Origin of the sequence: Pantoea sp. EABMAA-21 (genome assembly GCF_030053335.1) — a bacterium.
Lineage (GTDB): Bacteria > Pseudomonadota > Gammaproteobacteria > Enterobacterales > Enterobacteriaceae > Pantoea > Pantoea communis.
Genome location: NZ_JASGBX010000005.1, coordinates 255,826 through 278,682, shown reverse-complemented (window position 1 = coordinate 278,682; position 22,857 = coordinate 255,826). Strand labels below are relative to the sequence as shown.

The 22,857-nt window shown below is 52.7% G+C and carries 19 protein-coding genes; 14 read left to right on the top strand and 5 right to left on the bottom strand.

Annotated features, from left to right (window positions below; all coding sequences use genetic code 11):
* Positions 1-296: 296 nt before the first annotated feature.
* Positions 297-1,757, bottom strand: coding sequence for a beta-Ala-His dipeptidase (gene pepD, locus QMZ65_RS10115; protein ID WP_166933648.1), 1,461 nt, complete (start codon positions 1,755-1,757; stop codon positions 297-299).
* Positions 1,758-2,011: 254 nt separating this feature from the next.
* Between pepD and gpt the strand changes: the two genes are divergently transcribed.
* The 3 genes from gpt to crl all read left to right on the top strand — a co-directional run bounded on the left by gpt (position 2,012) and on the right by crl (position 4,350).
* On the top strand, positions 2,012-2,470 hold the full coding sequence (gene gpt, locus QMZ65_RS10110; protein WP_034825338.1) for a xanthine phosphoribosyltransferase: 459 nt from the start codon (positions 2,012-2,014) through the stop codon (positions 2,468-2,470).
* A gap of 121 nt (positions 2,471-2,591) precedes the next feature.
* Positions 2,592-3,839, top strand: a complete 1,248-nt coding sequence (frsA, locus tag QMZ65_RS10105; protein WP_283215931.1) for an esterase FrsA — start codon at positions 2,592-2,594, stop codon at positions 3,837-3,839.
* A 109-nt stretch (positions 3,840-3,948) separates the two neighbouring features.
* Complete coding sequence (gene crl / locus QMZ65_RS10100; protein ID WP_097117548.1) at positions 3,949-4,350, top strand: sigma factor-binding protein Crl; 402 nt, start codon at positions 3,949-3,951, stop codon at positions 4,348-4,350.
* A 111-nt stretch (positions 4,351-4,461) separates the two neighbouring features.
* Here crl and ompC read toward each other — a convergent pair whose 3' ends face one another.
* Complete coding sequence (ompC, locus tag QMZ65_RS10095; protein WP_097117547.1) at positions 4,462-5,580, bottom strand: porin OmpC; 1,119 nt, start codon at positions 5,578-5,580, stop codon at positions 4,462-4,464.
* A gap of 246 nt (positions 5,581-5,826) precedes the next feature.
* On the opposite strand from ompC, the gene proB reads away from it, so the two are divergent.
* From proB to QMZ65_RS10040, 11 genes are all read left to right on the top strand, one after another.
* On the top strand, positions 5,827-6,930 hold the full coding sequence (gene proB / locus QMZ65_RS10090; protein WP_034825331.1) for a glutamate 5-kinase: 1,104 nt from the start codon (positions 5,827-5,829) through the stop codon (positions 6,928-6,930).
* Positions 6,931-6,940: 10 nt separating this feature from the next.
* Positions 6,941-8,194, top strand: coding sequence for a glutamate-5-semialdehyde dehydrogenase (gene proA, locus QMZ65_RS10085; RefSeq protein ID WP_097117546.1), 1,254 nt, complete (start codon positions 6,941-6,943; stop codon positions 8,192-8,194).
* Between the two features lie 352 nt (positions 8,195-8,546).
* A complete protein-coding gene (locus tag QMZ65_RS10080; protein WP_283215930.1) occupies positions 8,547-9,278 on the top strand; it encodes a S24 family peptidase in 732 nt (243 codons plus the stop codon).
* Positions 9,279-9,691: 413 nt separating this feature from the next.
* Entirely contained in the window at positions 9,692-9,970 is a 279-nt protein-coding gene (locus QMZ65_RS10075) for a transcriptional antitermination N peptide (RefSeq protein ID WP_283215929.1), read from the top strand.
* Positions 9,971-10,151: 181 nt separating this feature from the next.
* Positions 10,152-10,619 (top strand): glycoside hydrolase family protein, encoded by a 468-nt coding sequence (locus QMZ65_RS10070; protein ID WP_034825324.1) that lies wholly within the window; start codon positions 10,152-10,154, stop codon positions 10,617-10,619.
* 2 nt (positions 10,620-10,621) lie between these two features.
* Positions 10,622-10,966: a DUF7940 domain-containing protein gene (locus tag QMZ65_RS10065; RefSeq protein WP_176505737.1), complete on the top strand. Its 345-nt coding sequence runs from the start codon at positions 10,622-10,624 to the stop codon at positions 10,964-10,966.
* Positions 10,963-11,256 (top strand): hypothetical protein, encoded by a 294-nt coding sequence (locus QMZ65_RS10060; protein WP_283215928.1) that lies wholly within the window; start codon positions 10,963-10,965, stop codon positions 11,254-11,256. Before QMZ65_RS10065 ends, QMZ65_RS10060 begins: the two co-directional genes overlap by 4 nt.
* A gap of 201 nt (positions 11,257-11,457) precedes the next feature.
* Positions 11,458-13,203 carry a putative phage tail protein gene (locus tag QMZ65_RS10055; RefSeq protein WP_283215947.1) on the top strand — a complete coding sequence of 582 codons (1,746 nt, stop codon included), beginning with the start codon at positions 11,458-11,460 and terminating at the stop codon, positions 13,201-13,203.
* Between the two features lie 1,180 nt (positions 13,204-14,383).
* Complete coding sequence (locus QMZ65_RS10050) at positions 14,384-15,691, top strand: oligosaccharide flippase family protein (RefSeq protein ID WP_283215927.1); 1,308 nt, start codon at positions 14,384-14,386, stop codon at positions 15,689-15,691.
* Positions 15,688-16,683: a glycosyltransferase family 2 protein gene (locus tag QMZ65_RS10045; RefSeq protein ID WP_097117542.1), complete on the top strand. Its 996-nt coding sequence runs from the start codon at positions 15,688-15,690 to the stop codon at positions 16,681-16,683. Before QMZ65_RS10050 ends, QMZ65_RS10045 begins: the two co-directional genes overlap by 4 nt.
* A 497-nt stretch (positions 16,684-17,180) precedes the next feature.
* A complete protein-coding gene (locus QMZ65_RS10040) occupies positions 17,181-18,470 on the top strand; it encodes an HAAAP family serine/threonine permease (RefSeq protein ID WP_283215926.1) in 1,290 nt (429 codons plus the stop codon).
* Between the two features lie 37 nt (positions 18,471-18,507).
* Here QMZ65_RS10040 and QMZ65_RS10035 read toward each other — a convergent pair whose 3' ends face one another.
* The 3 genes from QMZ65_RS10035 to dbpA all read right to left on the bottom strand — a co-directional run bounded on the left by QMZ65_RS10035 (position 18,508) and on the right by dbpA (position 22,833).
* Positions 18,508-20,064 (bottom strand): methyl-accepting chemotaxis protein, encoded by a 1,557-nt coding sequence (locus QMZ65_RS10035; protein ID WP_166933664.1) that lies wholly within the window; start codon positions 20,062-20,064, stop codon positions 18,508-18,510.
* A 300-nt stretch (positions 20,065-20,364) separates the two neighbouring features.
* Entirely contained in the window at positions 20,365-21,327 is a 963-nt protein-coding gene (locus QMZ65_RS10030; protein WP_034825306.1) for a chemotaxis protein, read from the bottom strand.
* 126 nt (positions 21,328-21,453) lie between these two features.
* A complete protein-coding gene (gene dbpA, locus QMZ65_RS10025; RefSeq protein WP_283215925.1) occupies positions 21,454-22,833 on the bottom strand; it encodes an ATP-dependent RNA helicase DbpA in 1,380 nt (459 codons plus the stop codon).
* Positions 22,834-22,857 lie beyond the last annotated feature (24 nt).

Below are 22,857 nucleotides of genomic sequence, written 5' to 3'. Positions count from 1 at the left end.
TTTTTCTGAACCCATAACGCTGGGCAACAAACGAAAGCGCATAAGCTAGCACGAAATCTTATTAGCCATCCAGACATCTGGGCGTAACGGCGTCTAAAACTAGAGAGAAAGTGTGGAGTGGTAGAATGCTGGGGTAATAAGCAGGATTTATAGTGAAATATGCTGCATGTTACTGTCGGTCTCAAAATGGATTCCGGCAAATATTGCGACCTTATTAGCAAGAGAATCCTTAACCTCAGGATTGCAGGCATAAAAAAACCAGGCCTTAGCCTGGTTCCTTACAGCATCGCAAAGACTTACGCCTTCTCTGGCACCACGTTCAGCAGCGCAGTCAGCAGTTTCCAGTACAGACCGACGCTCTCAATGTGCACCTGCTCATCCGGTGAGTGTGGACCGGTAATGGTTGGCCCAATCGACACCATATCCATGTTCGGATACGGCTTCTTGAACAGACCACACTCCAGACCCGCGTGAATCACCTGAATGTTTGGCGTTTTGCCAAACAGGGCTTCATAGGTTTTACGCGTCAGCGCCATCACCGGTGAATCAGCATCAGGCTGCCAGCCAGGATAACCGCCTTTTGGTGCGGTTTTCGCGCCAGCCAACTGGCCCAGTGAAGTCAGGGTTTCCACCACCCAATCTTTGCCGGTGTCGATCAGTGAACGAATCAGGCAGATGATTTCGGCATTGTCCTGATCCATGGTCACCACGCCGACGTTCAGCGAGGTTTCCACCACGCCTTTGGCCACGTCAGAGTTGCGAATCACACCGTTCGGGGTGCTGTTCAGCAGGTTGATGAAGCGATCGCGGCTGTCGGTGGTCAGCGCCTGGCCCTGATGTGCCAGCGGCTCGGTGGTTAACGCAATGTTCTTCTCTTTAATGCCCAGCTCGTTCAGCAGCGTGGCCTGGAAATGAGCCGCAGCCGATTTGAGTGCATCCACTTTATGGCTGTCGATTGCCAGCGTGGCAAAAGCTTCGCGCGGAATCGCATTACGCAGCGTGCCGCCAGTGAACTCAATCAGACGCACATCCAGTTCCTGCGCGTAGACCGCAAAGAAACGCGCCAGCAGCTTGTTGGCGTTGCCCAGACCATGATGAATATCGGCACCGGAGTGGCCGCCTTTCAGGCCTTTCAGCGTTAGCTTCAGGGTTTCAAAGCCCGCAGGTACGGCTTCACGGTTTAATGGCAGGGTGGTGATGAAATCAATACCCCCCGCGCAACCCATGTAGATCTCACCCTCTTCTTCAGAGTCGGTGTTGATCAGGATATCGGCTTGTAGCCAGTTTGGCTGAAGACCAAACGCGCCATCCATGCCCGATTCTTCGGTCATGGTCAGCAGCACTTCCAGTGGGCCGTGGGTCAGGCTGTTATCGGCCAGCACCGCCAGCGCAGAAGCCATACCAATGCCGTTGTCTGCGCCCAGCGTGGTGCCGCGCGCTTTGACCCACTCACCATCAACATAAGGTTGGATTGGGTCTTTAGTGAAGTCGTGGACCGTATCGTTGTTCTTCTGCGGCACCATATCAAGGTGCGCCTGCAGCGCGACAGGGGTACGTTTTTCCATGCCCGCAGTGGCCGGTTTACGAATCAGGATATTGCCGACCTGATCGCGCTCAACCCAAAAGCCTTGCTCTTTGGCCCAGTTGACCACGTGTTCGGCCAGCGCTTCTTCATGGTAAGAAGGGTGTGGAATGGAGCAGATTTTAGCGAAAATATCCCACAGCGGTTGGGGGGAAAGTTGCGACAATTCAGACACAATGCATCTCCTGTGTCAGCGCGGCGGACATACCGCTCGCACGCCGGGTTCCAGTGAAAGATCGCCGTCAGCACATCTGACGTGATGTGGCTGAGAATATCACTGTTTTTCACCGGGTGCGTACTCAGGCGCGCTAAAATCCTGCATCCAATGCGACAGATGCTGGTTTTTAACGCGTCAGATCCTTATAATCTCGCGCAACCTTTTCCCCCTTGCCTATTTTTAAACCAACATTGTTGGTCGGGATTTCTTTTATGAGCGAAAAATACGTCGTCACCTGGGACATGTTGCAGATCCATGCCCGCAAACTGGCCCAGCGCCTGCTTCCTGTGGAACAGTGGAAAGGTATCATTGCGGTCAGCCGCGGTGGTCTGGTTCCGGCATCGCTGCTGGCGCGTGAATTGGGTATTCGCTATGTCGATACCGTCTGCATCTCAAGCTATGACCACGATCATCAGCGCGAAATGAAAGTGCTGAAGCGTGCGGAAGGCGACGGTGAAGGTTTCATCGTGATTGATGACCTGGTGGATACCGGTGGCACCGCGCAAGCGATCCGCGATATGTATCCAAAAGCGCGTTTCTGCACCATCTTCGCTAAGCCAGCTGGTCGTTCGCTGGTGGACGACTACATTGTCGATATTCCGCAGAACACCTGGATCGAACAGCCCTGGGACATGGGCGTGGTTTACATCCCGCCAATCGTCAAAAGCTGATTGATGCAACGCAAACAACGCCCGGTTATGCCGGGCGTTGTGCATTCTACGCCTCGCACCCAACATGCGGGTGCAGTACACTCTTAGGCATCTATGCGACTATCGCCGGAGAACGTCTAAGATGTCGGATAAAAACCTCAGCGAAGAGCTTTTTAAGCCCCGCTTTAAACACCCGGAAACCTCCTCTCTGGTGCATCGTCAGCACCATCATCCGGTTCAGGTGCACAACACCCTCGAAGGGGATACCCAACCTTGCTGGTATCGCATGATCAACAAGCTGCTGTGGACGTGGCGCGGCCTGTCTCCGCAGGAGATCAGCGAAGTGCTGGCGCGCATCGCTATCAGTGAGTATGAGCACACCGATGACACCCAACTAGATACAGTGATTGGCTATCGCGGCGGGAACTGGAACTATGAGTGGTCGAAGCAGGCCGCCTTATGGCAACAGCGCGCGATGGAGAATGAAGATCACGAGGAAGCCGGGCATCAGTGGATGCGCGCATCTAATCTCTACAGTATTGCCGCCTATCCCTATATCAAAGGCGATGATCTGGCCGATCAGGCACAGGTGCTGGCAAACCGGGCATACGAAGAGGCCACGCAGCGTCTGCCTGGTGAGCTGAAAGCGCTGACCTTCCAGATCAGCGGTGGCAGCCCGGTCACCGGTTTCCTGCATATGCCTGCTGAGGCCAAAGCCCCATACCCAACGGTACTGCTGTGCGGTGGCCTGGATTCGCTGCAGAGCGATCATTATCGCCTGTTCCACGATTATCTGGCTCCGCGTGGCATCGCCATGTTGACGCTGGATATGCCCTCGGTGGGCTTCAGCAGCAAATGGAAGCTGAACCAGGACACCAGTCAGCTTCACCAGCAGGTGCTGCGTGAACTGAGCAATGTGCCGTGGGTTGATCACACGCGCGTTGCACTGTTTGGTTACCGCTTTGGTGCCAATGTCGCCACCCGACTGGCCTATCTGGAAGTGCCACGCCTGCGTGCGGTCGCGACACTGGGCGCGATGGTGCATAACGTGTTTGTCGATGAGCAACGCCAGCAACAACTGCCGGACATGTACATGGATATGCTGGCCAGTCGCCTGGGGATGCCGTCCGCGTCTGACAGCAACCTGCGCATTGAGCTCAATCGCTATTCACTGAAGGTGCAGGGTCTGTTGGGGCGTCGCACGCCGACGCCGATGCTGGCGGCATACTGGCCGGGCGATTTGTTCAGCCCAGAAGAGGAGGCTCAATTGATTGCCAACTCTTCCGCACAGGGCAAAGTATTGGCAATACCCGCCACGCCGGTGTTCTCCAGTTTTGAGAAAGCGTTAAATCAAATCTGTGACTGGTTAACAAAACAATTGGGTGTATGACTGGCAAAAAACCAACGTTCTGCTACTACTTATATCCGGGATATTTTGCGTTGCGCGCGTGATTCGCGTAACGAGAAACAATTTTACGGTTATTTGAGGGAGAGTTAGCATGACGTTACCGAGTGGTCATCCCCGTAGTCGCCTGCTGAAGCGCTTCACCGAATTGGGGCCGTACATCCGTGAAGGAAAATGTGAGGAACAGCGTTTCTTCTTTGATTGCCTGGCAGCGTGTGTCAACGTTAAACCCGCACCCGAACTCCGTGAGTTTTGGGGCTGGTGGATGACGCTGGAAGCGCACGAAGACCATTTCACCTATGAATACCACTTTGGGTTGTTTGATAAAGAGGGTGATTGGGGTGTGGCAACCATTAAAGGCAAAGAGAACAACGAGAAAGTGGAGAGTACGCTGCGTAATTTCCATGAGCGTCTAAAAGCGGTGTTGAAGGATCTTAAATTGGATCTTAAACCTGCATCGGGTTTTAAAGAAGAGCCGGTGAAGCTCAGCGCTTAATCACGCCATCGTCGGACTCGGCTTTTAAGCCCGCTAAACAGACAAAAAGAAGAAAGAGCCGGTGATGAGCCGGCTCTTTTTTATAGACACATTGAGGGTAAATCAGACGACTTAGAACTGGTAAGTCAGACCAACAGCAACGATGTCGTCGTTGTTCAGTGACAGACGGTTGTCGTCGTTCAGCTGGTTGATTTTGTAATCAACGAAGGTAGACATGTTCTTGTTGAAGTAGTAAGTCGCGCCAACGTCGATGTATTTAACCAGGTCCGCATCGCCGATACCTTCGATGTCTTTACCTTTGGTCTGCACATAGCCGATAGACGGACGCAGGCCGAAGTCGAACTGGTACTGTGCAACCAATTCAATGTTCTGCGCTTTGTTCGCTGCACCTGACACGGAAGCACCGGTCACTGAGTTGGTGCCGCTGATTGGGGTCATGTTGCGGGTTTCGGTGTAGATTGCGGCCAGGTAAACGCTGTTAGCGTCATACTTGATGCCCGCGCCCCATGAATCCGCTTTGTCACCAGAACCGTAAGCACGCGCTTGCTGCTGATTAGTACGGTCAGAAGAGGTGATAGCAGACATCAGGCTGATGCCGGTGCTGCCGATGGTGTAGCCCAGTGACGCACCGTAACCGTCGCCGTTCTGGCGAGAGGTATCAGTGGCGCTACCACGTGCGTTAGCGCTGGTAGAGTCGTTTTTACCCTGGTATTGCAGCGCGAAGCGCAGGCCATCAACCAGACCGAAGAAGTTGCTGTTACGATAAGTCGCAACACCCGTCGCACGCGCAGTCATGAAGTTATCAGTACGCGCAGTACCGTCACCACCGAATTCTGGGAATACGTCAGTCCATGCCTCAACGTCGTACAGCACGCCGTAGTTACGACCGTAGTCGAATGAACCGTACTGACCGAATTTCAGACCCGCAAAGCCCAGACGGGTTTTGTTACCTGAGTTAGCGTCAGAACCTTCAGAGTTGTTAACGTTGTACTGGTATTCCCACTGGCCGTAGCCGGTCATCAGATCGTTGATCTGGGTCTGACCCTTGAAGCCGATACGAACGTAAGATTTGTCACCATCGTTTGAAGCGGCATCACTAAAATAATGCTCAGCTTTAACGCGGCCGTAGAAGTCCAGTTTGTTACCGTCTTTATTATAAACTTCTGCGGCGTGTGCGGTGGAAGCCAGTGCCAGCGCTGATACGACTAATGCCAGTGTGCTCTTCTTCATTTGCTATCAATCCCAATGAGTAAAATTTGTTGTACCCTTGAAAGGGTTTGTAAAACAGGGGACTTTTTACCGACTGGTGATGAAAGTTTTATGACAGTTTTTCTGATTTCTTGTTAATCGCGAACTTTTGGTCTACTGCATTGTCAGGGGATTTTTGTGCTTTTCCCCTTGCTGTTATTGGCTTCCTCGCTCACTCCTGATAAAACGTCCCTTCGCAGAATTTTTTTCTTATATGGCAGGAAAAACATGAGTGGCAGTCAGACCCTTGTGGTCAAATTGGGTACCAGCGTCCTCACCGGCGGTTCGCGTCGGCTGAATCGTGCGCACATGGTGGAGTTGGTTCGTCAGTGTGCACAACTGCACGCGGCGGGTCATCGTATCGTTATCGTCACATCAGGCGCGATTGCCGCCGGACGCGAACACCTGGGTTACCCCGAACTGCCACCTACCATCGCCTCAAAGCAGCTGCTGGCTGCGGTGGGGCAGAGCCGTTTGATTCAGCTGTGGGAGCAGCTGTTCTCAATTTACGGGATTCATATCGGTCAGATGCTGCTGACGCGTGCGGATATGGAAGATCGTGAACGCTTCCTCTACGCACGTGACATGCTGCGTGCGCTGCTCGATAACCACATCGTGCCGGTGATTAACGAGAACGATGCTGTTGCTACCGCTGAAATCAAAGTGGGCGATAACGACAACCTGTCTGCGCTGGCGGCGATGCTCGGCGGCGCGGATAAACTGCTGCTGCTGACCGATCAACAGGGCCTGTTCACCGCCGATCCTCGCACCAATCCGGAAGCGGAACTGATCAGCGATGTGCACCAGATTGATGATGCGTTGCGCACGCTGGCCGGAGGCAGTGTTTCCGGCCTCGGCACGGGTGGCATGGCGACCAAACTGCAGGCGGCCGATGTGGCCTGCCGCGCCGGTATCGACGTGATCATTGCGGCGGGCAGCCGCCCGGATGTGATCAGCGACGTGCTGTATGGCAAACCGGTGGGCACCCGTTTCCACGCACAGCAATCACCGCTGGAGAACCGCAAGCGCTGGATCTTCGGCGCACCGCCGGCTGGCGAAATTGTCATTGATGACGGTGCACTGGCTGCGGTATTAGAGCGCGGCAGCTCACTGCTGCCGAAAGGCGTGCGTGAAGTGCAGGGCAACTTCTCTCGTGGCGAAGTGATCCGCATTCGTAACCTGCAAGGCCGCGATATCGCCCACGGCGTGACGCGCTACAACAGCGACGCCATGCGCATGATTGCCGGTCATCACAGCCAGGAAATCAGCGACATCCTCGGTTACGAATATGGCCCGGTTGCGGTGCATCGTGACGACATGATCGTCAGTTAAGGAGCAGATGATGTTAGAAGAAATGGGAAAAGCGGCGCGTGCAGCGTCGTACAAGCTGGCAGAACTCTCCACTGAACAAAAAAATCAGGTGCTGCTGACGATTGCCGATCGCCTGGAAGCGGAAAGTGCCGACATCCTGGCGGCTAACGAGCTGGATTTGGCCGATGCGCGGCAGAATGGCATGAGCGCGGCATTGCTGGATCGCCTGACGCTCAATCCACAGCGTCTGAAAGGTATCGCTGACGATGTGCGTCAGGTGTGCCGTTTGGCCGATCCGGTCGGACAGTTGATCGATGGCGGCGTGCTGGACAGCGGTTTACGTATTGAACGTCGCCGCGTGCCATTGGGCGTGATTGGGGTGATTTATGAAGCGCGTCCTAACGTCACCGTGGATGTGGCTTCTCTGTGTCTGAAAACCGGCAATGCGGCGATTTTGCGCGGCGGTAAAGAGACCTATCGCACTAACGCGGCTACCGTTCGCGTAATCCAAAACGCGCTGAGCGAGCATGGCCTGCCAAAAGGTGCGGTGCAGGCGATTGAAAACCCGGATCGCGAGTTGGTTAACCAACTGCTGAAACTTGATCGCTACGTCGATATGTTGATTCCACGCGGCGGTGCAGGGTTGCACAAGCTATGTCGTGAAAACTCGACGATTCCGGTGATCACCGGAGGTATCGGTGTGTGTCATCTCTATCTTGATGAAACCATGGAAATCGAACCCGCGCTGGAGGTGATTGTTAATGCGAAAAAACAGCGTCCAAGCGCCTGCAATTCACTGGAAACCTTGCTGATTCACCGCGATCAGGCTGAACGCTTTATTCCTGCATTTGTGCAGCGCATGGCGCAGGAAAACATCCCGCTGCACGGCGATGAAAATGTCCTGTCGCTGCTGCAAAACGGCCCGGCCAGCGTGGTAGCGGTGAAAACCGAACAGTATGACGATGAGTGGTTATCCAACGACCTTAACGTCAAGCTGGTGGCGGATCTCGACGATGCGGTTGCGCACATTCGCGAACACGGTACGCAGCATTCGGATGGCATCCTGACGCGCAGCATTGGCAACGCCAACCGCTTTGTGAATCAGGTCGATTCCTCCGCCGTTTATGTCAATGCCAGTACGCGTTTCACCGATGGCGGGCAGTTCGGTCTGGGTGCGGAAGTCGCGGTCAGTACGCAGAAGCTGCATGCGCGTGGCCCGATGGGTCTGGAAGCGCTGACGACCTACAAGTGGATTGGCTGGGGCGACGATACGCTGCGCGGCTAATTTTCACTTCTGCAACACAATGGGCACCGTAAGGGTGCCCATTTTTTTTGCTTCCGATCCAATTATTTCCAGAGCTTTTTGATTTATTTCTGTCATCTATGGCGCCGACGCGCTTTTTCGCGCATTTTTTGTTTTAGGTGCTGGTATCAGCGTCACAGAACAATCCTGAAAACCCCTGTCAGAACAAGCTGTAGGGCATTCATTGCTGGTTTCCACCCCGTCGAAGAGGATAATGATCATCCAGCTTCATTGATAAAAGCTGTTGGGTAGTAAACTGACGGTAATATAAAATGAACTGGTAGCAAAAAAGAAAATAACATTCAGTCTTTAACTGATGGCAGATTATTAACTGATGGTTAAAAAAGAGAGTAACAGACAAGCTTTTACTGCCAGGCTGATTGCCGCGTGTAATAGCGCGGGAATTGTCGGACATGGACGAAACAAACAGGTTGCACAGGCGCTGCAGAAAAGGGGATACAGGATCTCAACACCGGGGGTCTGGAAATGGTTTAACGCTCAATCGATTCCGGATGACAGTAATCTACTGGCGCTCAGCCAGTTGCTGGACGTGCGCGTAGAGTGGCTGCAGTTTGGCATGGAGCAACCCGATGCCACGGTGAGCCAGCATGCACTTATTGACCCGCAACATCGGTTCCGCGTCGAGAGTCTGGATATTGGGCAGCGAAGCGCTCAGGGCATTGCTGCGCGTGATGAACTGGTCGAAACCATTCAGGCTATCGAGTATGGGCTGGATGAGGCACGCGTGCTGTTCAGCGGCCGTCCGGCAGAGAGCATCCGCCTCATCGCGCTAAACAATGATTCGATGGCCGGCACCTTTGCGCCACGTGATCAGCTGTTCGTGGACATCAGCGTGCATCGCTTTGACGGAGACGGGATTTACCTGTTTACGCTGGATGATCAACTTTATCTCAAACGTCTGCAGCTGCAGCACAGAAAGGTCGCGGTCATCTCCGACAACAAGCGCTATGAGACCTGGTACTTAACGCTGGATGAGGCGGCCTCATTGCAGGTCGTGGCGCGCGTCATCATGAGCCAGGCGCGTGATTACCAGATTTTAGGTTGATCACAAAACGCGCTGAGCAGGTAAAAAAATATTCCGGCTGAAATCATAAATTTAACCGATGGTAAATAAAAAATTAACTGTTGGTGTTTGCCAATGCATTAGAACCTGTTAATAATTTGACCATGGAAGGACGACATCACTGCTCCCGGATGAGCCCGCTCTTAAACAATTGAGGCGCTGCACAAGCGCGATACCCACCACCCAAAGTCAGTGAATTTTGGGATGGGGTGGATGCGCATTATGCAGCGTCGTCAGCTCTCTTCTGACTTCACTCTCCTCTGCTTATCCCTGGCCGCGAACGCAGCCGGGCGGGTCGATGTCGAGTGTTTGCAGTGGAATCACGGACGCCTCGGCTTCAGCCGACACGCCGCGCCTGCCACCCCATCGCCAAAGACTCATTCACAGGAGGAGTTATGGCGATTATCCAGTATGGCAAGTCAGTCTTCACCGGGAACGCGCGCACCCGCCGTCACCGACGCCGCCAGTCACTTAGCCGCCTGAAGCGCAGTGTCGACTGCGCCTTAGGCCTTGAGCCCGATAACCCAAGCCTGCGTAGCGCAGAGCGCATCTGCCAGCGCCAGACGCAATCGCGAGTCGACTGTGCGGTAATGGCCCCCACACCACGTCAGGCCGAAAGCGCCAGCTTCGACAACTGCTGTCTGCCCCACGTCCATTTGTACGCCGTGCGCTAAATCCTTGTCATATTTCCCAGCTTTAAGCGGAACGTTTCGTTATTGCTCACTGTTTAGCCTCGCTTGAGCGTAGCGCGGATTACGCGTGGTCTCAGAAGGGCGGATAGATCAGTGAGATTTATGTTTTGGAGTCTTTGCGCAGTCATTTTTGCATCGTTGCGCCCGTCAAAGAGGAATCGCTATGAGCCAGATTATTGCCATTTTGAATTTTGAAGAGGGCTACCGCGAGGCGCCCTACCTTGATACGCAAGGGTTTCCTACCGTGGCCGGCGGTATCCGCATCGGGCCTAAAGGAGCCTCACTCAGCAACTACATCTTCCAGGTACCGCGACGAGTCGGGGATGTGTGGAAGCAGTGCATTGTGGAGAACAAAGTGCTGGAGATGAACCAGCGTGCTCTGGTGCAGCAAGCGCTAAGCAAGTGCAGTGAGGCGCGCTGTGATGTGCTGATCAGCATGGCATATCAATTGGGCGTTGATGGGTTATCCCTGTTTCGCGGCATGCTGAGCGCCATCACCCAGGGGGACTTTAATGGCGCCGCCAATGCCATGCTCGACAGCTTGTGGGCACGGCAAACGCCCGGGCGCGCACGGCGTCACGCTGAAGTCATGCGCAGCGGCAGCTACGACATTTATCGGGGGCTGTTATGAACATGAGATGGATGGTGTTTGTCATCGCGGTGCTGGCAGCAGTGATTGTGCTGTTGTTGCTCCAGCGTTTTACCACGCTGGAGTTTGTGAAGCATGCGCGACTGTTGTTCAAAACCTGGTCAGTATGGCTGGCTTCATTGGGTTCGATGCTCAGCGCCTGGGCGCAATCCTTCCCCTCATCCGCGCTGGATGCCTGGAATGCATTGCCTCAGGACATCAAAGACATTCTTCCCCACAACTACCTCGGGTTGATTGGTGCCTTCATGGTGGCGATGGGGGTTCTGGCGCAGTTTGTCCGACAGAAAAACCTGATTGAACAGCGCAAGACGCTGGAGGAGAAACCATGACGCTTATTACTTCACTGCTCGGAGGCAGCTGGCACTGGCTGGCTGCGCTGGCGGGCATTGTTGCGGCACTGGTGGCCAGCTACTTCGGTGGCAGAAAGATTGGCAAGGTGCAGCAACAAGCCAAATCAGAGGTGGACTCCGCGAACAAAGCGGCCGTGCAGGCTGTCGCGGTTAACCAGCAGCAACAACAGTTGCGCGAGGAGACTAAACGTGTGGAAGCCAGCAATCTTAATCTTGATGACGCTGCTGCTCGCGACAAGCTGCAGCACTCGAAATACAACCAGCCCTGAATCCCCCGTCGTTATCGACTCTGCTTGCACGCTTTTCTCCCCGATTTACACCCACGGCAACGATGCCGAGCGTATGGATGTTCGCACCGTGCGCGCCATCAACAACCACAACGATCTCTGGGATCAGCACTGCGGCCGATTGGCGCAGTAACGCCGTTCCCACACTTGCATTGCAAACCTGAAAAGGCCGAGGAGGCTATGATGATCGAAGTTAATTCATTCGCAGAACTGCGCACCACCACGCCGACTAAAAATGGCGATCTGGCGTTTTTGCGCCGCTACAACGCGGACTCCACCTTCCATGGAGGCGGTGACTTCACCGGTTTTATTGGCACCACTACTGCGACAGATGATGGCGGTACCTTAGCCATCGGTAATGGCTTTTACTGGAAACGCGTGATTAACGATCCTTCTGACGTGAACGTCTATCACTTTGGTGCCAAAGGAGATGGTTATGCCAATGACACGGACGCGGTTAATCGCATGCTAACCTGGACGCAGAATTACAGCGGTAATATTAAGGACCTGCCGATTCGTTTTCCCGGCGGGAAGTTTCTGATCAGTCCAATTGATATCAGCGGCACCGATAACGCCTTCTTCGGTCTGCAGGGTGATGATGTTGAGCTGGGTTCGTTGCCGCGTACCACGATTATCTCGGATAAGAGTGCCAACCCGGTATTCAAGGTGAAGGCGCGTCGCACCTCAATTCGCGGCATTGCCTGGAATGGTCAGGCTTCAGCAGATATCACCACCAACAAAGGCACCATCACGGCCGATATGTGCAGCAACGTGCAGCCGTTCTTCGAAAATACCTGTATCGAAGGCACCACGGTAAACATCTACTGTTTCCGCGCACAGAATAACGGCGGCACGGTGATTAAAGTGCTGGATACGCTGGACACCAAATTTGACCAGATTTATACCCTCTACACCTATGCGCGCGTCTTCGATGTGGGCTGGTCAAATTCACCGAATGGGGTATGGGATCACTCTACCGCGATTGAGATTTGTAACTGTAACTTCCAGACGGGTTATGGTGACGCCACGTTGTATATGCCGCGCTGTACACAGGGGATTTTGCGCAATGTGTGGATCGAGCACACGCGCAATCCAGGAGACTTGTCGGATGGTGGCTGGACCATTGATACGCTCAATATTGAGGATTGCGGCAATCCTTTCAATCTCAATAATGCGCGCGTGGTGATGCGTCAAATCAACCTGCAGTCTGGCGCGAAAGTGTCGAACGATCTGGTGGCCGGCAGATGGCTCTCCACCTTCGAATATGGTTATCGTCGCGACGAGAGCTACGGTAGTTTCCTGACCGGATCGCTACGTGCCGGCTATTATAGCGGCTACAAGATCACCAATAACACGTCAACTGACAACTGGTATCGCCTGGGGCAGCTGTTCTTCCCGAATGCGAACCAGCAGTGGGTGATGGAGTTTATTGGTAAAGCCGATGCCACCCAGCCCACCGGCACTGCCGGCACCCCGGTTAACGTGGCAAGTAGCGGCAAAACCTGGATCAATTTGCAACGGCTGGAAACGGTGTGGGCGGATGCTTTTCATATGGGGCAGCCCGCCATCCTGGATATGCGTTACGGCCGTGTCGGTACCACTTATGCCGTGGTGTGGGTGAAGCTAAAAGCGAACAGTGGCGACACCATGCTGAACCTGAAAACCACCGGCCCAACGCGTTTCGATTCAGGCTCATGCTCGCTGTTCCAGTCTGATCTGTCAGTTGTTACCGATACCACCAACATGGGCACACTGAAGCCAGCCGCACGCTTTGGCATGCACAATGGGCTGGCGGGGATTGGGGCTAATGAGAAGGGCGTGCTGACGATGGCCACCGCCGCCGGAACGCCAACCAATAAAACCGCGCCAACCGGCTTTGTGCTGGTGAATATCAACGGTGTCGATCGTAAACTTCCCTATTACGACTGAGACGCATCTATCTGGCGAGGCTGCGGCCTCGCTTTTTTTTTGACCAAAATACACGCAGAGCGTCTCAGGTGAGTTGTCTCTTTAACAGTGGTTCCTGGCACGCCAGCCGCATAGGATGGCGATATTCTCAGATGGAATGTGTTAATTCTCTTTTTATTTACGTTAATGCGTACAAAAAAACGTTAATCTGGAAATGGTGTAGTTTTTAGTACGGCACCAGGCAATAAAACGGTTCGATATATCAGGTCCGTTCTTATCTCCAGATTCATTACAGTTTAATTTGCCCGGATAATTTGCAGGTTAACTTACAGAACAAGGTGTTAGCGAAAAATGGTCTTGTAAGTCCATTTCGATCTTATTATTCCTAACAGTATTTGACTGTCGCCTTAATCAGTTTTCTGAAAACCGATTCATCCGCGCTAATCTTTCCCCTTCTGCGATATCCCATTTCCAGCTAAGTAAATTCCGTATTAACCTCCAGGCCATTGACCTCATCGCGTTGTCTGGTGAGAATGCGATTAAAAGTTTGAATCAGATCGCAAAATTAGGGCCCTGAGCCCATTGCAACACGGCTGCGAGAGCCATGTTGAATTAACGCCACTTGCCATTATCGAACAGCGAAAGACGCACCGTGATAATAAAATGGCAGGGCATACAGCAAACATCATTAATGTCGTGACGTTCGTTGAGAAGGCCGTCTAAAGATGCACCTTTTCAATCCCGCCCGGCATTCCTTATGGCGCGAGACAAATCAGTAAGCTGCACCGATTTTAATCATATTGAATGGCATATTGATGATTGGCGCTTTTTGTTGGCGTTGCGGTTAATGCGTTAAGCGCCATCTTGCTTTCAAAATGGATAGTCACATAACCACATGATATTTAACTGAACTTATCGGAGTGCAGTGTGGTTTCTTTGCGCCAAAAATAGCCCGTAACAGGTTGTCAGTACACTGGTAGCTGTAAGCCAGGGGCGGTAGTCTGCGCTTTTAGTTAAATGAATGAATAATAAAATTGCACGATTTGATTAGCGATAATCTTATTTAACCCACCGTTTTATGAGAGTTAAAAGGCCGGCGATTTCTGCCTGAGGAAACTCCTAAATAAATCAAATTTAATGTTAAGCCGGGCGAAAGGGACGTGAAGTTTGGCTTAGTCATGATTCTCACTGAGGTTGATCTGTGAAAGATAAATTAAAAAATTCGATGTGGATGATTGCTGAAAAACTCATCGCAGTGTTTGGTCTGATTTTTGTGACGTCCTATGTCGCGAAATATGTTGGACCGACCACCTTCGGCATTATCTCACTCTCCATGCTGGTGTTTCAGTTTATACAGTCGATCGCCGTGATGGGCAGCGATGTGATTTTGCTGAAGCGTATTTCGCAAAATCGTCATTCAGGTATTCGCCTGATGATGGCGACTTTTCTGCTGGTGATGCTGATTTACTGCGGTTTAGCGCTCAGCGGCATGGTGATCATGGGAGAGGCGTGGAGCCGTGAAGCGCTGGTATTTATCTGCGCAGCGGCGATGGCCTGTCTGTTCTCGTCGATTGATCTGGTCAATATCTACAACGAGGCCATGCTCAACGCTCGACTCAATGTGATCGCCAACGTGATCGGCCTCGCCATCAGTTTGTCAGTGCGCTTCATTATTTCGTATCTGCAACTGGACCCTCAGTTTCTGGCGATCCCCATTGTGCTGGCTACGTTGCTGCCGTTCAGCATCAAGCTGGCGATTTTCTGGCGCTATCATCGCCAGGGGCCGATTCCGGCGCTGCGCCACATCAAAAAGTATTCGCGCTACATGGTGGCTTCTGGCATTTCGCTGGTGTTCTCGGTGATCGCTATCGCGATTTATACCCGCGTCAACCAACTCAGCGTTTCGTATTTCCTCGGTGTAAAGGAGGCGGGGATATTTGCTGTTGCCATGACGCTGGCAACCTCATGGGTGTTTTTACCTAATGCCTTGTTGGCCTCATTTTTTCCGGCGTTCTTTGCCGAGCGTGATGATGAGCAGTCAATTGTCAAAACGCAAAAACTGCATCTGCTGGTCGTGGGGGTGTCCGCCATTGTGATCATGGCGATATGGCAACTCGCAGGCTGGTTTATCCGTGACTTTTACGGCGAGGCGTATCTCGATGCCATCGCGCCGACGCTGCTGCTCAGTGTGGGCGCGATGTGTGGTGTGCTCAGCAGCCTCATGGACCGTTTTATTATTAAGTACAACGGTTATCGCTTTTTAGTGAAAAAGACCTTTGCGGTATTAATTATCTGCCTGGCATCGTCCATTTTATTGGTGCCGCTTTTGGGTTTAACCGGCGCTGCCCTCAGCGTGGTATTAACCGAATTCCTCTCTTTCTCGCTGCTTAATTATTTCTTCACTGCGCAACCGGTGATGCGTATTCATCAGATTTTTATCAACCCCAGGAAACTATGGCAGTTATTTGTCAATTACAAAACCTCAGACAGTAAAGAGAGTTTATCATGAATGAAAAACCACTTTTCAGTATTATTATTCCCGTCTATAACTCACAAAAAACCATCAAGCGGACATTGCTGAGTGTGCTTAATCAGACGTTCAGCGATTATGAAATTGTGGTGGTAAATGATGGTAGCACTGATTCAACCCTAAACGTACTGGAGGAGTTTTCACGTTATTCTCAGGTCACGGTAATAAACCAAAGGAACGCCGGTGTCAGCGCGGCTCGCAACAGCGGATTGCAACAGGCCAGTGGGGAATATGTTCTTTTCCTGGATGCAGATGATTGGGTGGATGATGATTTTCTAATGATCTTCAAACTGAATCTGGATGCATGGCCAACGGAGTCGGTAGATTTGATGGTAGGAAACCTCAACGACGGCCGTGTGGGCAAGGTCTCTCAGGCTGGCTTCTTCAGCAACGAGGATATTCCTTATGTGCTCGGTGAGCTGGAGATGAGCGACAACATTGGTTATTTGCATAATAAGTGTTATCGCCGTCAGATACTGAGTGAGCTGAATCTTCGCTTTATTGAGGGGATCTCAATGAGTGAGGATCTTTTATTTAACCTCAAATTCTTCAGCTGTATTAGCAATTTTCTGGTCACTCAGGGAACGGCTTACCATTATGAAGATGTTGCCGGTTCATTATCCAAGCAAAAGGTGCATTACAGCGAGCTCAAAGTCAGAAAACAGTTTCTGACCACGCTGTATGATTCTATCGTTGAGAAATATCAGGGGAGTAATCTCGATTACCTGCTAAAGGGCATTTCAAAACGCGTGCTGGCGTTAGATATGCAAATTGTCACGGCGATGTATCATTCGTCGTTTTCACCTGCAGATATCGCGCAGGAAATTAATGAAATAAAGCGGGGGAAATACTCGAAAGGGATTTTCATTCTGCTGAATAAAAATGAAAAACTGAAGTACATGATTATGAATTTGAATACTATCACAGCGTACTATTTCCTCTATGCACTCTACAGAATGCGCGCATTCTGATTTGAAATTCTCCCGGGATTATTCTCTGTCATTGTCTGCTGCGGATATTCCTCAGAATACCGAGTGGAACATTGGCTTCGCCAGAGAGCAGTTGCCGGGGGAGTTTCACCTTTCTCTACTGCAGTGCCTGTGGCAACGGTTCGCCGTTGCCACATTTTCCCCGTCCGCATAGCCCACTTTCAACGCCTCCCACTCGCGCATCACTCTCCTGTCAGCATCCCGTTCAGCCTGCAAATCGAACCCGACAAATCCTTGCACTCCTTCATGCTCTCAGGTCAAATAGCGCTCCATGCAAACGTTTGCGCGCGTGAATCATGCATTTTTGTTGATTTAATAACCGATTCGCGCATTTATGACGGCTTTGTGATGCATGTCTTGCGTTCAGGCAACCTTAAGTCGTCAAAAACGCGTAGCATGTGCCCCGTCGCACCAATGGCATGTTTAGCCGCCGTGATTTCGGCAGCATTGTTTAAAAGCTTTAAATTCTGGAGAGACAGATGGACAACTCACAAACCGTTGCGCAGGGCACGGTTGAGGCCCGTTCAACAGGCTGGCGTAAGAGTGATACCGTGTGGATGCTGGGCCTCTACGGTACAGCGATAGGCGCAGGCGTTTTGTTCCTGCCTATCAATGCAGGAGCAGGTGGTCTAATCCCCCTGATTATTATGACCATCCTCGCGTTCCCCATGACCTACTATGCACACCGAGCTCTGACGCGCTTTGTGCTGTCGGGTAAAAACCCCGGTGAAGATATTACTGAAGTGGTGGAAGAGCATTTCGGTGTGGGCGCAGGCAAGATCATCACCTTGCTCTATTTCTTCGCTATTTTCCCGATCCTGCTGATGTACAGCGTGGCGATCACCAACACCGTCGACAGCTTTATCGTGCATCAACTCGGGATGGTCTCGCCGCCGCGCGTGCTGCTGTCATTGGTACTGATCATCGGCATGATGACGGTGGTACGCTTTGGCGAGCAAATGATCGTCAAGGCAATGAGCGTGCTGGTGTTCCCGTTTGTCGCGGTGCTGATGCTACTGGCCGCCTATCTGGTGCCACACTGGCACGGCGCAGCCCTGGAAACGCTGTCGTTCAGCCAAAGCGCTGACGATAGCAGCATCTGGATGACGCTGTGGCTGGCAATTCCGGTTATGGTGTTCTCCTTTAACCACTCGCCGATTATCTCGTCGTTCGCGGTGGCGAAGCGCAACGAGTATGGCGCAGCAGCGGAAAAGAAATGCTCACGCATTCTCGCGAGCGCACACTTGATGATGGTGGTGACGGTGATGTTCTTTGTGTTCAGCTGTGTGCTGAGCCTATCACCGGCGGATTTGCAGGCGGCGAAAGAGCAGAACATCACCATTCTCTCCTATCTGGCAAACCACTTTAATGTGCCGATGATTGCCTGGATGGGACCGATTGTGGCGATGGTGGCGATCACCAAATCGTTCCTCGGCCACTATCTGGGTGCGCGTGAAGGCTTCAATGGAATGGTGGTGAAATCGCTGCGCAGCCGGGGAAAAAACGTGTCGCCTCAGCGTCTGAACCGCGTCACAACCGGCTTTATGCTGCTGACGACCTGGCTGGTTGCCACCTGGAACCCGAGTATTCTCGGCATGATTGAAACCCTCGGCGGGCCGATCATTGCGATGATTCTGTTCCTGATGCCGATGTACGCGATTCAGAAAGTCCCGGCGATGCGTCAGTACAGTGGCAAAATCAGCAATGTGTTTGTGGTGATTGTTGGCCTGTTAGCGATTTCGTCGATTGCGTATTCGCTGATGCATTGATGCAAAAGGGCGGCGCGACTCCTCGCGCCGCTCTGTCTTACACTGCCGCTGTCTTGAAGACGCTCATTGACTGCGCCAGACGATCGGCCTGTTCCTGCAACGCTTGTGAAGCGGCAGAGGCTTCCTGCACCAACGCGGCATTCTGCTGAGTGACCGCTTCCATCTGGGTTATGGCCAGATTGATCTCACTAATACCACTGCTCTGCTCGCTGCTGGCAATGGTAATTTCACTCATGATATCCGCCACGCTCTTCACGCTGTTCACCACTTCACCAATGGTGGTTCCCGCGTGCGTCACCAGACGGCTGCCTTCATCCACTTTCGAGACTGAGTCTTCAATCAGGACTTTGATCTCTTTCGCGGCAGAGGCGGAGCGCTGTGCCAGATTACGCACTTCGGTGGCGACCACAGCAAATCCACGGCCTTGTTCACCGGCGCGAGCAGCTTCAACCGCAGCGTTAAGCGAGAGAATGTTGGTCTGGAAGGCAATGGAGTCGATCACGCTGATGATATCGACAATCTTTTTAGAAGAGAGAGTGATCGCCTCCATCTTCTCGATGACCTGTTCCATCACCACGCCACCCTCTTTGGCAACGGTTGAGGTGGTGGCCACCAGCTGATTGGCTTCACGCGCGTTATCCGCATTGTGCTTCACGGTCGCGGTCATCTGCTCCATGGCGGAGGCGGTCTCTTCCAGCGAGCTGGCCTGCTGCTCGGTACGGGATGAGAGATCAATGTTACCGCTGGAGATTTGATTTGAGGCCACGGCAATGGTGTCAGAACCGGCGCGTACGTTGGACACGATGGTCAGCAGGTTATCGTTCATCGCCTGCAGTGCCTGCATCAGCACGGCGGTTTCATCTTTGCCGCTGACTTCAATGTGCGAGCTGAGATCGCCCGCCGCGACTTTCTCGGCGATGCCTACCGCTTCATTTAACGGGCGGACAATTGAGCGCGTCAACATAAAGCCCAGCAGCACAGAGGCAGCGATCGCGATGGCTGAGAAGATCAGCGTGATTTCAATCGCAGTCGAGCCGTCATCAATAATGCCAGTGCCTTCTTTGCGCAGCTGATCGGACTGTGAGTTGGCGAAAGCCACCGCACTATCAAGGAAGGTATTCTGGGTGCTGGTGATTTTTTTCAGCACAAACGTGCTCGCCTCATCCAGTTTTCCTGCGCGCACTAAGTCCAACACTTCATTCTTTTGCTGCTCAAACAGCTGGCTGGCGGCCAGCAGACCGGCGATTTTCTTTTTACCGATTTCGGTAACCTGAATGGCTTCGATCTTTTTCATGGCGCTGTTGGTGCGCTCGGTTGCCTCATCCAGCTGCTTAAAACGCTGTACGTTGTTTTCCGGGCGCAGCGTATCAATCACCATGCCGCGTAAGTATTTGATCTGATCGTTCACACCATCGCGCACGTCAAAACCCAGACGGACTTTGACATAGCGGTCTTCCACAATGGAGGTGATGCCGTTTTTAATGTTGTTGATTTTCATAATCGACGTCACACCGACTACCCCCAGAAGGGCCACAACAAGTGCGAAGGCTATCCCTAAACGGACGCCCACTTTCATATTCTTTAAGCTCAACATTGGTTCTCCCCGTAATGCTAAATAGTGTTGTTTTCAAGACGGAAAAGCAGGCTGAGGGCCCGCATCAGGCTGATGTTTTATAAGGTAAAGATACTTTCCGGGCGTAATTAATCTGGTATGGCAGCACCGGTTCAAGCGCTATCAGTTATCGGTTGTTAATGTTTTAACTTTAATTTTTTAGAGGTGCGTCACAAAACCGTTAACATGATTAATGAGTGGATCGGTTTTATCAGGGAAGGCAGGACGTAAAAAAGGCGCGAATAACGCGCCTTATAGGGAGGTAGGTGAGATTAGAAAGGATTAACGTTTCTTTTCCAGCACGCGATGGATCACGCTCGACAGTTCATTAATCTCAAATTTCGCCACATAGCCATCGGCGCCGACTTTACGCACGTGGTCTTCGTTGGCACTGCCGGAGAGAGAGGAGTGGATCACCACCGGAATCTGACGCAATGCATCATCACGTTTGATATTACGCGTCAGGGTAAACCCATCCATCTCTGGCATTTCCAGATCGGTTAACACCAGCGCGATTTTGTCGTGGATCGACTCGCCTGCCGCAGCGGCCTCTTTCTGCATCTCGTTAATTTTGATCCAGGCTTCCAGACCGGTGTTATGCATGATGGCCGGAATGCCCATGCTTTTCAGACCCTGTTCCAGCAACTGACGCGCCACTTTGGAGTCTTCCGCGACAATCGCCACCTGGCCAGGCTTGAGGTTGAAATCTTTCGCCGTCTCAGCACTTGGCTCAACGCCACGCACCGAAGGGATGATGTCATACAGAATCTGCTCAACGTCCAGCACCATTGCCAGATTGTTGCTCTGACCGTCGGTATCGAGGCAGGCGATACTGGTGATATTGCGGCTGCCAATGCCGGCTTCGGCAGTGTGCACCTGGTTCCAGTCGAGACGGACGATATTCTCCACCGACTCAACCGCGAAGGCTTGGGTGCTGCGCGCATATTCGGTCACCAGCAGCAGATTGAGGCCGGTTTCCGGTTTACAACCGGTCACTGCGGGCAGGTCGATGACCGGGATAAACTGACCGCGAATACTGGCCATACCGAGCAGCGGTGACTGCATACCCGCTGCACGGGTAATGGTGGGCATCGGTACGATTTCGCGCAGTTTAAACACGTTAATGCCGTATAGCTCAGATTTGCCTTTCAGCTGATCGGAACCCAGGCGGAACAGCAGCAGTTCGAATTTATTGGAAAGCGCAAGGTTAGCGCGTTCATCGATCTCTTTCTGAAAATTATCCATCATGGCCTCAAGCGGAATCTGGGCGGGGTAAAGGGGCAATGATTAACTTATCGGCAGCGCGGAAAAAAAATGAAGGGGCGGGGCAGAAAATTTAGCGCGAGAGTGAATACCCTCGCGCAAAGGGGATTACTTCAGCAGGATGGCGCGGACGCTTTTGCCTTTGATCTTGCCTTCTTTCAGTTTGATCAGCGCTTTCTTCGCTTGTGCGGCATCGATCGCCACATAAGCGTGGGTTTGTGTAAGGTCGATCTTACCGATTTGATCAGCGCTGAATCCGGCTTCACCGGTGAGCGCGCCGAGGATATCGCCAGGGCGGATTTTGGCTTTGCGACCACCATCAATGCACAGCGTCATTTTGGTGGCAGGCAGAGCTTGCGCCGCTTTCCCTTTCAGGGTAGCGGAGGAAACCCAGTTGAGTTTCTGGCTCAGATACTCTTCCAGCGCATTAGCACGCACCATTTCATCGGGCGCGACGAAGCTGACCGCCAGTCCTTTTTCGCCTGCACGACCGGTGCGGCCGATGCGGTGGATGTGCACTTCAGGATCCCATGCCAGCTGGAAGTTCACCACCAACGCCAGCGATTTGATATCCAGTCCGCGTGCAGCCACGTCAGTGGCAATCAGCACGCGGATGCTGCCGTTGGCGAAACGGATCAGCACACGTTCACGATCGCGCTGCTCCAAATCGCCATGCAGTGCCAGTGCACTGATCTGACGATCGTTCAATGCCGCTGCGACGTCATCACACTCACGTTTGGTATTACAGAACACCACGCAAGAAGCGGGCTGCTGCTGGCTGAGCAGGGCACTGAGCAGATTGCCACGCTCACTGGCGCTGGCTTCGATAAATTGCTGATCAATGGCAGGCAGTTCCGCTTTGTCTTCCGTGGCCACGGCCAATGCATCGCGCTGGAAACGCTGGCTGAGGCTGGCGATGGTATCCGGCCAGGTGGCAGAGAACAGCAGCGTCTGGCGTGCATCCGGTGTGAAACCAATGATCGCTTCCATATCGTCGCGGAAGCCCATCTCCAGCATGCGATCGGCTTCATCTAACACCAGCGTTTGCAGTGCGTTGAGATCGAGGTTGTCGCGCTTCAGGTGATCAAGGATGCGGCCCGGCGTGCCGACCACAATTTGCGGTGCGTGCACCAGCGAATCGCGTTGCGCACTCATCGGTTGACCGCCACACAGCGTCAATATTTTGATGTTGCGGGTAAAACGTGCCAGCTGACGCAGCACATTACTCACCTGATCGGCCAGTTCACGCGTTGGACACAGAATCAACGCCTGAGTTTGGCTTCGGGTGTTGTCAATGCGCTGCAGCAAGCCAATACCAAAGGCTGCCGTTTTACCGCTGCCGGTTTTCGCCTGCGCACGCACATCGCGCCCTTCAAGAATGGCGGGCAATGAAGCCGCCTGAATAGGTGTCATGGCGTCGAAGCCCATCTCGCGCAGGTTGTCGAGTTGGCTGGCAGGGAGTTGCGTCAGGGTAGAAAAAGCGGTCACGGGAATGTCTCAAATAGCGGTCAG

Bases quoted from the DNA above. Each gene is read 5' to 3' on its own strand.
- gpt (WP_034825338.1), top strand. From the start codon at position 2,012: ATGAGCGAAAAATACGTCGTCACCTGGGACATGTTGCAGATCCATGCC.
- frsA (WP_283215931.1), top strand. From the start codon at position 2,592: ATGTCGGATAAAAACCTCAGCGAAGAGCTTTTTAAGCCCCGCTTTAAA.
- crl (WP_097117548.1), top strand. From the start codon at position 3,949: ATGACGTTACCGAGTGGTCATCCCCGTAGTCGCCTGCTGAAGCGCTTC.
- ompC (WP_097117547.1), bottom strand. From the start codon at position 5,580: ATGAAGAAGAGCACACTGGCATTAGTCGTATCAGCGCTGGCACTGGCT.
- proB (WP_034825331.1), top strand. From the start codon at position 5,827: ATGAGTGGCAGTCAGACCCTTGTGGTCAAATTGGGTACCAGCGTCCTC.
- proA (WP_097117546.1), top strand. From the start codon at position 6,941: ATGTTAGAAGAAATGGGAAAAGCGGCGCGTGCAGCGTCGTACAAGCTG.
- QMZ65_RS10080 (WP_283215930.1), top strand. From the start codon at position 8,547: ATGGTTAAAAAAGAGAGTAACAGACAAGCTTTTACTGCCAGGCTGATT.
- QMZ65_RS10075 (WP_283215929.1), top strand. From the start codon at position 9,692: ATGGCGATTATCCAGTATGGCAAGTCAGTCTTCACCGGGAACGCGCGC.
- QMZ65_RS10070 (WP_034825324.1), top strand. From the start codon at position 10,152: ATGAGCCAGATTATTGCCATTTTGAATTTTGAAGAGGGCTACCGCGAG.
- QMZ65_RS10065 (WP_176505737.1), top strand. From the start codon at position 10,622: ATGAGATGGATGGTGTTTGTCATCGCGGTGCTGGCAGCAGTGATTGTG.
- QMZ65_RS10060 (WP_283215928.1), top strand. From the start codon at position 10,963: ATGACGCTTATTACTTCACTGCTCGGAGGCAGCTGGCACTGGCTGGCT.
- QMZ65_RS10055 (WP_283215947.1), top strand. From the start codon at position 11,458: ATGATCGAAGTTAATTCATTCGCAGAACTGCGCACCACCACGCCGACT.
- QMZ65_RS10045 (WP_097117542.1), top strand. From the start codon at position 15,688: ATGAATGAAAAACCACTTTTCAGTATTATTATTCCCGTCTATAACTCA.
- QMZ65_RS10040 (WP_283215926.1), top strand. From the start codon at position 17,181: ATGGACAACTCACAAACCGTTGCGCAGGGCACGGTTGAGGCCCGTTCA.
- QMZ65_RS10035 (WP_166933664.1), bottom strand. From the start codon at position 20,064: ATGTTGAGCTTAAAGAATATGAAAGTGGGCGTCCGTTTAGGGATAGCC.
- QMZ65_RS10030 (WP_034825306.1), bottom strand. From the start codon at position 21,327: ATGGATAATTTTCAGAAAGAGATCGATGAACGCGCTAACCTTGCGCTT.